Below are 12,674 nucleotides of genomic sequence, written 5' to 3' on the forward strand. Positions count from 1 at the left end.
TCGTTCCCGCGGGGTCGGGGTGTCGCCCGCCGACGACTAGACTGGGGGAATGCCCGAACCGAAAGTCGCCAGCTTTCCGGCGATCCGCGGTGCGCTGAAGTTCTACCAGATCGCGTCGATCATCACGGGAGTCATGCTGCTCCTGCTGCTCGCCGAGATGGTGCTGAAGTACACGCCGATCCACCTCGAGCTCTTCGCCGGAGGATCGGGCGGGCCGCTCTGGTTCGCCGGCGTCATCGCGGGGCCGGACTGCCAGTGGTGGTCGCTGTTCGCGCCGTGGACGAACTCGTGCGAGATGACCTCCCTCGGGGACGGCTTCAACATCTCGCTGTTCATCCTCGTCGCCCACGGCTGGTTCTACGTCGTCTATCTCTTCGCGTGCTTCCGCATGTGGAGCCTGATGCGCTGGCGCTTCCCGCGGTTCATCCTGCTCGCGCTCGGCGGCGTCGTGCCGCTGCTGTCGTTCTTCATGGAGGCGGTCGTCGCCCGTGAAGTCAAGACCTATCTCGCCACCCGAGAGGCCGCCGAGGCCTCCGCGATCGCCCCGGAAGGTGTCCGTTGACCGAACAGTCCGAGACCCAGCAGCGCCCCGCGCTCGTCGTCGACTTCGGCGCGCAGTACGCGCAGCTCATCGCCCGCCGCGTGCGCGAGGCCGGGGTCTACAGCGAGATCGTGCCGCACACCGCCACGGCGGAGGAGATCGCCGCGAAGAACCCCGTCGCGATCATCCTCTCCGGCGGCCCCTCGTCGGTGTACGAGGAGGGCGCGCCGAAGCTCGACCCGTCGGTCTTCGACCTCGGCGTCCCCACGCTCGGCATCTGCTACGGCTTCCAGTACATGGCCCAGACCCTCGGCGGCGAGGTCGCGCACACCGGCCTCCGTGAGTACGGCGCCACGGATGCGGTCATCTCGGGTGACGGCGGCACCCTGCTCAGCGGGCAGCCGACCGAGCAGAACGTGTGGATGAGCCATGGCGACCAGGTGGCGAAGGCGCCCGAAGGCTTCGAGGTGCTCGCGACGACGGAGGCGACGAAGGTCGCCGCCTTCGCGAATGAGGAGCGCGGGTTCTACGGCGTGCAGTGGCACCCGGAGGTCAAGCACTCCGACCACGGCCAGCGCGTGCTGGAGAACTTCCTCCACAAGGGCGCGGGCCTCGCGTCCGACTGGAACCCCGACAACGTGATCGCCGAGCAGGTCGAGCGCATCCGCGAGCAGGTCGGCGACGCCCGGGTCATCTCGGCGCTGTCCGGCGGCGTGGACTCCGCCGTGTCGACCGCTCTCGTGCACAAGGCCATCGGCGACCAGCTCACGGCCGTCTTCGTCGACCACGGGCTCCTCCGCAAGGGCGAGCGCGAGCAGGTCGAGAAGGACTACGTCGAGTCCACCGGCGTTCGACTCATCACGGTCGACGCCGCGGAGACGTTCCTCGGTCACCTCCAGGGGGTGACCGACCCGGAGGAGAAGCGCAAGATCATCGGCCGCGAGTTCATCCGCGCGTTCGAGAAGGTGCAGCTCGACCTCGTCGAGGAGGCGAAGGCCGACGGCGGTGCCCCGGTGAAGTTCCTCGTGCAGGGCACGCTCTACCCGGACGTGGTGGAGTCGGGTGGCGGTGCGGGCACGGCCAACATCAAGTCGCACCACAACGTGGGCGGTCTTCCGGACGACCTCGACTTCGAGCTCATCGAGCCGCTGCGGGCCCTCTTCAAGGACGAGGTCCGCGCGATCGGCCGCGAGCTCGGCATCCCCGAGGCGATCGTCGGACGGCAGCCGTTTCCGGGGCCCGGCCTCGGCATCCGGATCATCGGTGAGGTCACCGCTGACCGTCTCGAGATCCTGCGTGAGGCCGACGCCATCGCCCGCGAGGAGCTGACCAAGGCCGGCCTCGACCAGGAGATCTGGCAGTGCCCGGTCGTGCTCCTCGCCGACGTGCGCTCGGTGGGCGTGCAGGGCGACGGCCGCACCTACGGCCACCCGATCGTGCTGCGTCCGGTCTCCAGTGAGGACGCGATGACGGCCGACTGGACCCGCCTGCCCTACGACGTGCTCTCGAAGATCTCGAACCGGATCACCAACGGCGTCCGCGACGTCAACCGGGTCGTGCTCGACGTCACGTCGAAGCCGCCGGGGACGATCGAGTGGGAGTAGGGGGCACGATGCCCCCGGTCTCGGCGCCGGATCTCCCGGACGCCGAGTACCTGGTGCTGTCCAGCCGCCTGATCCCGGGTCTGGACGGCGGCTACACGATCGCCACGCTCGCGCGCGCCCGGATGCTCGCTGCTGCGGGCGCGGGGGACGGCGCCGGTCCGCAGCTGCTGACCTTCGATCCGGGGACGATCGCCGACCACGCCGAGCACCGCCGCGTCTTCGCGGAGCGCGGTGCGCTCACCGATCCCGGCCGACTGCGCAACCTCTTCGACGAGGCCGTGGCACCGCAGGGCGGAGCCGCCGCCTGGCTGCGAGACGCCGCCGATGCCGCAGTGACGGCGGACCCTGACGGGGAATACCGCGTGCTCGCGGATCCCGTGGGACGGCCTTTCGCAGCCCTCCCCGTCATTCCCGGCAACCCGGATTGGCACCTCACGGACGAGCCTGTCCTCGTCTACGACGAGAGCGGAGCGGTCGTCGGCGCCCTGCATGGCTTCCGCGGACTCTACGGCGCCTGGCTGGCCCACATCACGGCGGCACTGGGGGAGCGCCCGATCGTCGTGATCTGCGAGTCCCGCCAGCTCGGAGAACTGATCGCCGACTGGCGCGACCCGCGCGTGCGCATCCTGCACCCCATCCACACCATGCACGTGGAGGCGCCCTACACTCCCGACGCCGGCCTGAACACGCTTTGGACGCGCTGGTTCCGCCTGGCCGACCGCTTCGATGCGGTCATCTGGCCGACGGCTACGCAGCGGGACGACGTCGTGGCGCGGTTCGGTGAGGCCGCCAACCACGTCGTGGTGCCGAACCCCATCGCGCCGGTCGAGCGCCGTGACGACCTGCGCGAGGAGGGCCTCGTGGTCGTGCTGGGTCGGCTCGCGGCCGGCAAGCGCATCGACCATTCCATCCGCGCTTTCGTCGAGGCGGACGTGCCGGGCTCCCGGATGGAGATCTGGGGCACGGGAGCAGAGCAGGAGCGGCTGGCGGCACTGATCGCCGAGCTCGACGCCGCAGACCGCGTGCATCTCTGCGGCTACACCGACGATCCCGCCACCGTGCTCGACCGGGCGTCCGTGCTGGTCACCTCCACCGCGTTCGAAGGGCAGCCGCTCGGCATCGTGGAGGCGCTCCTGCACGGCACCCCGGTGGTGTCCTACGACGTGCGGTACGGCATCCGCGATGTTCTCGGCGCGGGCGGCGGCGTTCTCGTCCCCGCGGGAGACATCGGTGCGCTGGGCGCTGCACTGCGGGAACTGCTGACCGACCCGGGCCGTCTGGCGGCGCTGCGTGTCGAGGCGCCGGCCGTCGCTGCCGCGTGGAGTCCCGAGCGCTCCGTGGATGCACTGGTCGCGACCATCGCCGCCGCGGTGCAGGCTCCGTCGCGGCGCCGCTGAACCCGACCGTCGCGACCGCCGGGAGGTCGCGACGACCCCCCCCCGGCGGTCGATGGCGTCATCGCGTGCGGCGCCTGTGTGCGGCCACGACCGTGGTGACGGCGCCGGCGGCCAGCAGCAGGCCGCCCAGCAGCAGAGCGACGATGGGGGCATCGCCACCCGTCGCCGCGAGATCACCGCGCTCACCACGCGTGGCCCCGCTCCCGGGTGCCGTGACGCCGTCCTCACCCGCAGCGCCTGGGTTCGGCGGGGTGCCGGGATCCGTCGGCCCGGTGGGATCCGTCGGAGTCCCCGGATCGGTGGGATCCACCGGCTCGTCTACCGCGACAGCCACCGGCGCACTCTCGACGGCGGCGGCATCCAGCGCGGTCACCACCCAGGTCTCCGTGGCAGCACGCGCGGCGGCGGGGGCTTCATCGGCGGGGAGGGGGAAGCGGAACGACGCCGCGCCGCCTGCCCAGACCGTGTCCACCAACGCGCCCGGCGTTGCGACGAGCTGCGCCGGATCGCCGGTTCCGCGATAGATCGCATACTGGCGTGCCTCCTGCGCGTCGCCGGCTTGCCAGCGGAGCTCGCCGTCGACGATCTCGGGGGCCGCCGGGGCGGCCACCTGTCCGTCTGAGAGCCACGGCTTCGCCGGAACGAGCGTGGGGTGGGCGAAGGCCTCGCCCTCGAGGAGCTCGATCGCGGTGTTCTTCGCCTGGTGCTTGGGCTGCTGATCCGCGGGCAGAGCGGCCAGGTCATTCGGCTTCATGTCGTTGTAGCTGAACAGGACGCTGCCCTCGATGCCGTCGAGCTTCTGGTTGAACCGGATCTGATTCGGCACCTCTTCCGGATTCATCCACGCTTGCTCCCAGCCGCCGTTGTTGACGTGCTTGTAGAGCGCATGCCCCACGTAGACCTGGGTGCGGCTGCCGGCGGCCACGTCGCTCCACCACTGCGCGAGCTCCCCATACGGGGCGGCGGCCTGATCGAAGCTCCAGTAGATCTGCGGCACGATGTAGTCGATCAGCTCGTCCTGCACCCACCCGCGGGTATCGGCGAAGACCGCCTGGCTGTACGTCTGCGACGAGCTCGTCGGCGTGTGGGATCCGGCCGGGTCGAGCGCCTCGTGCTCCCAGATCCCGAACGGGCTGATGCCGAGCTGCACGGCGGTGCCGCGGGCCGCGTTGCCGGCGTCGACCGCGTCGCCGACGAGGGTGATCAGACCCGTGATGTTGTCGCGCCGCCACGCCTCGATGCCGGCGACGGTGTCGGGATAGCCCGCCGTGAGGCCGAACTCCTCGAAGGTCGCACGGTCCTCACCCTGTGCGCCGAAGAACACGTTCTGGCCGTCGACGGTGATCCGGTACGGGTAGAAGTAGTCGTCGAAATGGATGGCGTCGACGTCGTAGTTCTCCGTGATCTCGGCGACGGTGGCCGCGACGTACGCGGGGACCTCGGGCTGGCCGGGGTCGAGGAACAGCTTCTCCTCGAACGACAGCACCCAGTCGGGATGCTGCACGGCGAAGTTGTCGTCGGCGAGGATGCCGGCGTCGTTCAGTGCCGCGATGTACTGCGGGATCGAGAGTGCCTTTACCTGGTCCGCGGTGAGGCCGAGGGCGGTGAGGATCCCCGGGGAGGTCATCTTCGCGTTGGTCACGCGATAGGGGTTCAGCCAGGCGTGGAACTCCATGCCGCGCGCGTGGGTGGCCTCGACCATGCGCTGCAGCGGGTCGTATCCGGGATCGGCGCCCTGGGTGCCGGTGAGGAACTCGGACCAGGGGTTCAGCGCCGAGGGGTAGTAGGCGTCCAGCAGCGGACGCACCTGGAAGATCACGGCGTTCATGTTCCAGGAGGCGAAGTCGTCGAGCACCGTCGCGTAGCGGGCGTCGAAGTCCGCCGCATCCGTGGGTTTGCCGAAGTTCAGGTTGCCGATCGTCCCGACCCAGGCACTGGAGAAGCGGCGGTTCTCCGGCGTCAGCGTCGTGGGGATGGCGACCTGCTCGCCGGATCCCGGATAGGTGTACACGGGCTCCGTGCCGTAGCCGTAGGTGCCGGACGCGTCCTTGACGTACCGGGTCAGCGGCTCCTCGTCGGGGGCCGCTCCGGCGGTCGTGGGGAGCGCCAGCAGGAGCAGGGCGGCCGCGGCGGTGGCGGCGATGCGTCTCTTCATCGAGTCCTCGTTCGATCTGGAAAAGAATTTCCACTGAAAGGGGTTGAACTGAAACTCTATGCCGATGTGGCTCTCGGCAGAAGACCGGGAGGAATTTTCGCCCCGATGTCGATCTCCGCCGTTCCCGTTCGACGTCTGTGATGAGAGGGTCGAGGAACGGCCCTTCGGAACAAGGAGAACATCATGAAGTTCATGCTCATCATGCGCGCGACCGACGACGCGGTGGCGGCCTATCAGGAGATGCCCTTCGAGCAGGTCATCGAGGCCATGGGCCGATACAACGAGTCGATGATGAAGGCGGGCGTCCTCGTCGCCGGGGAAGGCCTGACCGACGCGGCGGAGGGCTTCGTCGTCGACTTCAGCGCCGAGAAGCCGCTCATCACGGACGGCCCCTATGGGGAGACGAAGGAGCTCTTCAACGGCTTCTGGATCATCGAGGTCTCCTCGCGCGAGGAGGCCGCGGAATGGGCGAGCCGGGCGCCTCTCGGACCGGGATCGTTCCTCGAGGTGCGCCGGGTGACCGGCCCGGAGGACTTCCCCGCCGACAACGAGTGGATCGAGAAGGAGGCGGGTTGGCGGGAGGAGCAGGCCCGCCGCGCCGAGCAGGCGTGACGCCGCTCCGCAGATGGACGGCTCACCCGACCCCGTGGCGAGCTCGGCCGCCTCCGCGCAGGAGGCGGCCGAGCGGGCCGTCGCGGCCGTGTGGCGCATCGAGTCCGCGCGCATCGTCGGCGCACTGACGCGGATGGTCGGCGACTTCGGCCTGGCGGAGGATCTGGCGCAGGAGGCCCTGGTCGCCGCGCTGCGGCAATGGCCCGCCGAGGGCGTCCCTCGGAACCCCGCCGCGTGGCTCACGGCCGTGGCGAAGCGGAAGGCGGTGGATGGATGGCGACGCCGCGAGCGGCTGGACGACCGTCTCGCGCTGATCGCGCACGACCTCGAACAGGAGCAGGCGCAGGGGCCTGAGCTGCCGTGGGATCCGGATGCCGTGGACGACGATGTGCTGCGCCTCCTCTTCATCGCGTGCCACCCGGTCCTCTCCCGGGAGGCGCAGGTCGCGTTGACGCTGCGGGTCGTGGGCGGTCTGTCGAGTGAGGAGATCGCCCGCGCCTTCCTCGTCCCCACGGCGACCGTGCAACAGCGGATCGTGCGCGCGAAGAAGACGCTGGCGGCCGCGCACGCGCCGTTCGAGGTGCCGCCGCGGGAGGAGCATGCGGCACGCCTCGGCGCGGTCCTCGGGGTGCTCTATCTCACCTTCAACGAAGCGCACGCGGCCAGCAGCGGTCCGGAGTGGATGCGGCCGGAACTGAGCGACGAGGCCATCCGGCTCGCCAGGGTGCTCGCCGCGCTGCAGCCCCGGGAACCGGAGGTGCACGGCCTGCTCGCGCTCCTGGAGCTCACGGCCGCACGCTTCCCGGCGCGAACCGACCGGAACGGCGACCCGGTGCTGCTCGCCGATCAGGACCGTCGGCGCTGGGACCGCAGCCGCATCGTGCGGGGGAGAGCGGCCCTGGCGCGGGCGGACGGGCTCGGCCGTGGACGCGGGCCGTACAGTCTGCAGGCCGCCATCGCCGAATGCCATGCCGTCGCGCCGTCCGTGGAGGAGACCGACTGGGACCGCATCGTCGTCCTCTACGAGGCGCTCAGCCGGCTCACCCCGTCCCCGGTGGTGGAGCTCAATCGCGCGGCCGCCGTGGCCATGGCGACCGGGCCCGCTTCCGCGCTGAGGATACTCGATGAGTTGGCTGCGTCCGGGGCGCTGCGCGGGTACCACCTGCTCCCCGCCACGCGCGGAGAGCTGCTGCGCCGACTCGGCCGGGAGAGCGAGGCGCGCAGCGAGTTCGCCGTGGCCGCAGGGCTGGCCGGCAACGACCGTGAGCGCGGACTCCTGGACCGCAAGGCGCGGGGAACGGCGAGCTGACCGTCTGCGGCACGAAAAAACCCGCCCCTCACGGATGCTCTCGCAGCCGTGAGGGACGGGCGTGGGTGACGCGGGGCGCGTCGAGTGGGGTCTGCGTCAGTCGTTGACCCGCTGGCCGCGGCCGGCGATGAGGCCGTAGATCAGCAGCACGATGATCGAACCGCCGATGGCGAGGAGCCAGGTGCCGAGGTCCCAGAACTCGGTGAGCGGACGGTTGAGGATCAGGCTGCCGAGCCAGCCGCCGAGCAGGGCGCCGACGACGCCGAGCAGCAGGGTGATGAACCATCCGCCGCCCTGCTTGCCGGGCAGGATCAGCTTCGCGATGGCTCCGGCGATGAGGCCGAGAAGAAGAAAGCCGAGAAAACTCATGGTCAGCTCCTTGGGTCAGGAGCCCCGGGGTGCCGGGGCTTCGTGACACCTACTGTGCCCGGCCGCGGAATCGCGTGCCAACCCCTTGCGCGCTCCCTCCCGGATATGGCAAGAGGCCCGCCTCCCAGGGAGACGGGCCTCTCGTCGCGACGGGTCGCGTCAGTTGTTGCCGCGGGCGATCGCGATGATCCGGAGGATCTCGACGTACAGCCAGACGACGGTGACCATGATGCCGAAGCCGCCGAGCCAGCCGTACTTGCGGGGAGCGCCGTTGCGCACGCCCTGCTGGATCTGGTCGAAGTCGAGCACCAGCGAGTACGCCGCCATGATGACGACGAGGACGCCGATGATGAGGCCGAGCGGGATACCCATGATCTCGGCGCTGAACAGTCCGAACGCGTTGGTGTTGACGCCGGTCCACATGAGCACGAGGTTCAGGAGCGAGAAGACCAGGTAGCCGATCATCGCGATCATGAAGATCTTCGTGGCCTTCTTGGACGCGCGGATCTTGCCGCTCGCGAAGAGGGCGAGGGTCACGCCGACGACCGAGACGGTCGCGAGCGTCGCCTGGAAGACGATACCGGGCCAGCGGACCTCGAAGAACGCCGAGATGCCGCCGATGAAGAGGCCCTCGAAGGCCGCGTAGGCGAAGATCAGCGCGGGGCGGACCTTCTTGCGCGAGGTGAAGGTGATGACCATCGCCAGCACGAAGCCGCCGAGCGCCCCGAGGGCCCAGGGCAGCACGTTGACGGCGGCGGGGTTGTACGGGTCGTAGCGCGGCACGTCGAGGCCGCCGAGCGTCAGCACCCAGCCGACGACGGCGGTGACGAGGAGGATGCCGAAGAGGCCGGCGGTCTTCCACACGGTGTCCTCGACGGACATCCGGTCGGTCTCGATCGCGCCTGCGGCGGGAGCGGCGTACATGCCCTCGAGCTGCGCGTTGGCGGCGGCATCCATCGCGCCGTGCTGGAGCGACGCGGCCTGAGCGCCCTGGGGCGCACCCGGGTAGGTCGCGACGTTGCGCGGGTCCTGCTGCTGGAAAGCAGGGTTGTTGAAAGCGAAGTTGCTCATCAGGTGGGCCTCACTCCAAAAGGGGGGTCGTAGGTCGCTTTCCTCCACGATACCCGTGAGGCGACACTCCCGGGGTGCCTTACGCTGTGAGCGTGCCCAGCAAATCCCCGCTCGTCATCGGGCATCGCGGCGCTCCGGGCGTCCGTCCCGAGCACACCCGCTCGTCCTACGAGCTCGCTCTCGCGACGGGGGTCGACGCGGTCGAGCCGGACGTGGTCGCCACCCAGGACGGTGTCCTGGTCGTGCGGCACGAGAACGAGATCTCCGGCACCACGGACGTCGCCGATCACCCGGAGTTCGCGGATCGCCGCACGACGAGGCGCGTGGACGGTGCCGCACTGACCGGCTGGTTCACGGAGGACTTCACCTGGGCGGAGCTGTCCACGCTGCGCTGCCGGGAACGGCTGCCGAAGCTCCGGGCATCCAGCGCTTCCTTCGACGGCACGGAACCCATCCTGCGCCTGCGCGACGTCCTCGACCTCGTACGGGCGGCCGCGCAGGAGCAGGGCCGGCCGATCGGCGTCGTGCTCGAGGTGAAGCACGCCACGCATTTCGCGGGCATCGGACTCGACCTCGCGCCCCTCATCGCGCGGGAGCTGCGCGACGCCGGATGGGCGGCGGGGGAGCTGCCGCTGATCGTGGAGAGCTTCGAGTCGACCGTGCTCGGGCAGCTCCGCGCCGCGGGCGTCGACGCGAGCTTCGTGTACCTGATCGAGGCGGCGGGACAGCCGTACGACCTGCTCGTCGCCGAGGGTTCGAAGGCCCTGAGCTACCCGGAGACGGTGACACCCGGGAATCTGGACCGCCTGGTCGGTCAGGTCGACGGGATCAGCGTCGACAAGAAGATGCTCCTGGTGCCGGGCACGACGCTGGTCGCCGATGCCCATGCCCGCGGCCTGACCGTCTTCACGTGGACCTGTCGTCCGGAGAACGCCTTCCTCGCGGCGCCCTACCGCGGTCCGGGAGGCAAGAGCGCGTTCGGGCACTACGAGGCCGAGTGGGGCGTGATCGCCCGGCAGGGCGTGGACGGCGTCTTCGTCGACCACCCCGATCTCGGCGTGGCGTTCTTCCGCGGCTGACCCGTCGGGGTCAGAGCGTGCGGTCGAACGCGCCCTGACGGGTGGAGACGATCTCCTTGCCGAGGGGCATGAGCGACACGGGGACCATCTTGAAGTCGGCGATGCCCATGGGGATGCCGATGATGGTGATGCACAGCGCCAGTCCCGACACGATGTGGCCGAGCGCGAGCCACCACCCCGCGAGGATGACCCAGAGCACATTCCCGAGGAACGACCCGACGCCGGCCGTCGGCTTGCTGACGACCTCGCGGCCGAACGGCCAGATGGCGTAGGCGGCGATGCGGAACGAGGCGATGGCCCAGGGGATCGTGATGATCGGGATGCACAGCAGCAGGCCGGCCAGCACGTAGCCGAGGAAGAGCGCCCAGCCCGCGAGGATGACCCAGATGATGTTGAGGATCGTGCGCATACAGCGATTGTGTCACCCGCGGCGCGGCACGGCTGGGCATCAGCCCGGAGGTCCCCGGCGCTCGCGCCCGGCGATGCCAGACTGACCGCATGACCGGAATAGTGGTGGACGACGTCAGCAGGGCGTTCGGGGACGTGCAGGCCGTGCGAGGGGCCACGCTGCGCGCGGAGGCGGGAAGGGTGACGGGCCTGGTGGGTCCGAACGGCGCGGGCAAGACGACGCTGCTCCTGATGCTCGCCTCGTTGCTCGCCCCCGACAGCGGCTCGATCCGCATCGGCGGCATCGACCCCGAAGCCGACCCGCTCGCCGCCCGTCGCGTGCTGGGGTGGATGCCGGATGCTCTCGGCGCCTGGCCCTCCCTCACCGCCCGCGAGACGATCGTGACGACGGCCCGGCTCTACGGGATCGACCGCGCGGACGCGGAGCGGCGGGCGCAGCACCTTCTCGGTCTCGTCGGCCTGGGAGAGCTCGCGGATTCCGCCGCGAAGGTGCTCTCCCGTGGGCAGAAGCAGAAGCTCGGCCTCGCCCGCGCTCTCGTCCACGACCCGCAGGTGCTGCTTCTCGACGAGCCGGCGTCGGGCCTCGACCCCGAGGCCCGCGTGCAGCTGCGGGTGCTGCTGCGCCGCTTCGCGGCCGAAGGGCGCACGGTCCTCATCTCCAGCCACGTGCTGTCCGAGCTGGAAGAGGTCGTCGACGACGCCGTCTTCCTCGTCGGCGGGGCCGTCGTGGATGCCGCTCCGGCGCAGAGCACGCTCCGCGCCTGGCGGGTGCGGCTGGCCGGCGCGACCGCGGAGCGCCTGAACGCGGACACCTGGCAGGTCGCCTCGACCCTCAGACTCGCTCCCGAGTCCCTCGCCGTGGACCGCGGCGCCGTCCTCGTCGGCTTCCCCGGGGAGGATGCCGCCGCCCAGTCGCTGCGTCTCCTCGTGGAGGCGGGACTGCCGGTCGCGGAGTTCGCGCCCGCGCAGAGCGATCTGGAGCACACGTTCCTCGCGCTCCGGCACCCGCAGCCGCCCGCGGCGAAGACCCCGCCACCCCCGCCGCCTGCGGCACCCCACGGAACGGAGGCGGGAGCATGAGCCTCGCGAACATCGGCGTCATCGCGCGCCTGGAACTGACCCAGCGGCTGCGAAGTGTCGGCTGGTACGTCCTCCTCGGCGTCTTCGCGCTGGTGCTCCTCGGCGTCACCGGTCTGTCGTTCGCCGTGTACTCCTGGGGGGAGGACGTCGGGGCGGGCGTGTCGTCCATCGTCGTCAACGTGGTCCTGCTGCTCGTCGTGCTCGTCTCGCCGACGCTCAGCGGCAACGCCATCAACGGCGACCGGGAGGCAGCCACGCTCGCGCCGATCCAGGTCACCGCGGCGTCGACCGGCGACATCATGCTGGGCAAGCTGCTCGCGGCGATCGCGACGGGCGGCGCGTTCCTCCTGGTGGCGGTTCCCTTCCTCGCGGCGTCGCTGCTGGCGGGCGGGACCGAGCCGATCGTGCTGTTCGTGGCGCTGCTCATCCTCGCTGTCGAGATCGTCATCGTCGCCGCGATCGGCGTGGGGCTGAGCGGCCTCATCGCCCGCCCGCTGTTCTCCGTCGCGTCCACCTACCTCGTGGTCTCCGCACTCGTCATCGGCACGATCATCGTCTTCGCGCTCGGCGGCCTCGCCGTGCGCAGCGAGGCGACGAGCTACAGCCGCCCCTACGACAACAACGGCAACGTGGACTGCGAGAGCTGGGAGGAGTACACGTACGAGGCCCCGCGGTTCGACCTCGTGTGGTGGGCGCTCGCCGCCAACCCGTTCGTCGTGCTGGCTGATGCCACCCCCACCGAGTTCAGCAAGGACGGCTATCCGGTGGATCTGTACGGGCAGATCAAGTGGGGTGTCCGCAGCGCGCAGCTCTCGCCGCTGGAGCAGCGCTGGGACGACTGCGATCCGGAGAGCGGTTCCCAGACGGCCGAGCAGGTGATCGACGAGACCGTGCCGAGCTGGTTCGTCGGGCTCGGCGTGCAGGTCGTGCTCGCCGGGGCGCTGTTCGCGGGAGCATGGGCCCGCACCCGGACGCCCGCGCGGCGGCTGCCGCCCGGCACGCGGATCGCCTGAGCGGAAGTGGGGGGTGCGCATCATCCGCGCACCCCT

At 70.4% G+C, this 12,674-nt stretch carries 12 protein-coding genes; 8 read left to right on the forward strand and 4 right to left on the reverse strand.

All coding sequences use genetic code 11. The features are described from left to right. Positions 1 to 49 precede the first annotated feature (49 nt). Genes DW296_RS14040 through DW296_RS14050 form a run of 3 tightly spaced genes read left to right on the forward strand, consistent with a single transcriptional unit; the run spans position 50 to position 3,542 of the window. Entirely contained in the window at positions 50 to 562 is a 513-nt protein-coding gene (locus tag DW296_RS14040) for a DUF3817 domain-containing protein (RefSeq protein WP_060922041.1), read from the forward strand. After that, positions 559 to 2,145 carry a glutamine-hydrolyzing GMP synthase gene (guaA, locus tag DW296_RS14045; RefSeq protein ID WP_136052711.1) on the forward strand — a complete coding sequence of 529 codons (1,587 nt, stop codon included), beginning with the start codon at positions 559 to 561 and terminating at the stop codon, positions 2,143 to 2,145. Before DW296_RS14040 ends, guaA begins: the two co-directional genes overlap by 4 nt. Before the next feature lie 8 nt (positions 2,146 to 2,153). Further along, positions 2,154 to 3,542, forward strand: a complete 1,389-nt coding sequence (locus DW296_RS14050; protein WP_136052712.1) for a glycosyltransferase — start codon at positions 2,154 to 2,156, stop codon at positions 3,540 to 3,542. A gap of 58 nt (positions 3,543 to 3,600) precedes the next feature. On the opposite strand, the gene DW296_RS14055 is transcribed toward DW296_RS14050, so the two are convergent. Further along, positions 3,601 to 5,697 (reverse strand): family 10 glycosylhydrolase, encoded by a 2,097-nt coding sequence (locus DW296_RS14055; RefSeq protein WP_136052713.1) that lies wholly within the window; start codon positions 5,695 to 5,697, stop codon positions 3,601 to 3,603. A 183-nt stretch (positions 5,698 to 5,880) separates the two neighbouring features. On the opposite strand from DW296_RS14055, the gene DW296_RS14060 reads away from it, so the two are divergent. Both DW296_RS14060 and DW296_RS14065 read left to right on the forward strand, forming a co-directional pair. Beyond that, positions 5,881 to 6,309, forward strand: coding sequence for a YciI family protein (locus tag DW296_RS14060; RefSeq protein WP_025103753.1), 429 nt, complete (start codon positions 5,881 to 5,883; stop codon positions 6,307 to 6,309). 13 nt (positions 6,310 to 6,322) lie between these two features. Then, complete coding sequence (locus DW296_RS14065) at positions 6,323 to 7,618, forward strand: RNA polymerase sigma factor (RefSeq protein ID WP_136052714.1); 1,296 nt, start codon at positions 6,323 to 6,325, stop codon at positions 7,616 to 7,618. 96 nt (positions 7,619 to 7,714) lie between these two features. On the opposite strand, the gene DW296_RS14070 is transcribed toward DW296_RS14065, so the two are convergent. Together DW296_RS14070 and DW296_RS14075 are read right to left on the reverse strand one after the other, a co-directional pair. Beyond that, positions 7,715 to 7,987 carry a GlsB/YeaQ/YmgE family stress response membrane protein gene (locus DW296_RS14070; protein WP_025103755.1) on the reverse strand — a complete coding sequence of 91 codons (273 nt, stop codon included), beginning with the start codon at positions 7,985 to 7,987 and terminating at the stop codon, positions 7,715 to 7,717. A gap of 159 nt (positions 7,988 to 8,146) precedes the next feature. Next, positions 8,147 to 9,058: a Bax inhibitor-1/YccA family protein gene (locus DW296_RS14075; protein WP_136052715.1), complete on the reverse strand. Its 912-nt coding sequence runs from the start codon at positions 9,056 to 9,058 to the stop codon at positions 8,147 to 8,149. A 92-nt stretch (positions 9,059 to 9,150) separates the two neighbouring features. Between DW296_RS14075 and DW296_RS14080 the strand changes: the two genes are divergently transcribed. Beyond that, positions 9,151 to 10,137: a glycerophosphodiester phosphodiesterase family protein gene (locus DW296_RS14080; RefSeq protein WP_136052716.1), complete on the forward strand. Its 987-nt coding sequence runs from the start codon at positions 9,151 to 9,153 to the stop codon at positions 10,135 to 10,137. A gap of 10 nt (positions 10,138 to 10,147) precedes the next feature. Here DW296_RS14080 and DW296_RS14085 read toward each other — a convergent pair whose 3' ends face one another. Then, positions 10,148 to 10,546: a YccF domain-containing protein gene (locus DW296_RS14085; RefSeq protein ID WP_060922036.1), complete on the reverse strand. Its 399-nt coding sequence runs from the start codon at positions 10,544 to 10,546 to the stop codon at positions 10,148 to 10,150. 89 nt (positions 10,547 to 10,635) lie between these two features. Here DW296_RS14085 and DW296_RS14090 point away from each other — a divergent pair, with 89 nt between their 5' ends. Together DW296_RS14090 and DW296_RS14095 are read left to right on the forward strand one after the other, a co-directional pair. Beyond that, positions 10,636 to 11,625: an ABC transporter ATP-binding protein gene (locus DW296_RS14090; RefSeq protein ID WP_136052717.1), complete on the forward strand. Its 990-nt coding sequence runs from the start codon at positions 10,636 to 10,638 to the stop codon at positions 11,623 to 11,625. Next, positions 11,622 to 12,638: an ABC transporter permease gene (locus DW296_RS14095; protein ID WP_136052718.1), complete on the forward strand. Its 1,017-nt coding sequence runs from the start codon at positions 11,622 to 11,624 to the stop codon at positions 12,636 to 12,638. Before DW296_RS14090 ends, DW296_RS14095 begins: the two co-directional genes overlap by 4 nt. Positions 12,639 to 12,674 lie beyond the last annotated feature (36 nt).

The organism is Microbacterium sp. K36 (genome assembly GCF_004794355.1).
GTDB classification, from domain to species: Bacteria; Actinomycetota; Actinomycetes; order Actinomycetales; family Microbacteriaceae; genus Microbacterium; species Microbacterium paraoxydans_D.

Bases quoted from the DNA above. Each gene is read 5' to 3' on its own strand.
- DW296_RS14040 (WP_060922041.1), top strand. From the start codon at position 50: ATGCCCGAACCGAAAGTCGCCAGCTTTCCGGCGATCCGCGGTGCGCTG.
- DW296_RS14050 (WP_136052712.1), top strand. From the start codon at position 2,154: ATGCCCCCGGTCTCGGCGCCGGATCTCCCGGACGCCGAGTACCTGGTG.
- DW296_RS14055 (WP_136052713.1), bottom strand. From the start codon at position 5,697: ATGAAGAGACGCATCGCCGCCACCGCCGCGGCCGCCCTGCTCCTGCTG.
- DW296_RS14060 (WP_025103753.1), top strand. From the start codon at position 5,881: ATGAAGTTCATGCTCATCATGCGCGCGACCGACGACGCGGTGGCGGCC.
- DW296_RS14065 (WP_136052714.1), top strand. From the start codon at position 6,323: ATGGACGGCTCACCCGACCCCGTGGCGAGCTCGGCCGCCTCCGCGCAG.
- DW296_RS14070 (WP_025103755.1), bottom strand. From the start codon at position 7,987: ATGAGTTTTCTCGGCTTTCTTCTTCTCGGCCTCATCGCCGGAGCCATC.
- DW296_RS14075 (WP_136052715.1), bottom strand. From the start codon at position 9,058: ATGAGCAACTTCGCTTTCAACAACCCTGCTTTCCAGCAGCAGGACCCG.
- DW296_RS14085 (WP_060922036.1), bottom strand. From the start codon at position 10,546: ATGCGCACGATCCTCAACATCATCTGGGTCATCCTCGCGGGCTGGGCG.
- DW296_RS14090 (WP_136052717.1), top strand. From the start codon at position 10,636: ATGACCGGAATAGTGGTGGACGACGTCAGCAGGGCGTTCGGGGACGTG.
- DW296_RS14095 (WP_136052718.1), top strand. From the start codon at position 11,622: ATGAGCCTCGCGAACATCGGCGTCATCGCGCGCCTGGAACTGACCCAG.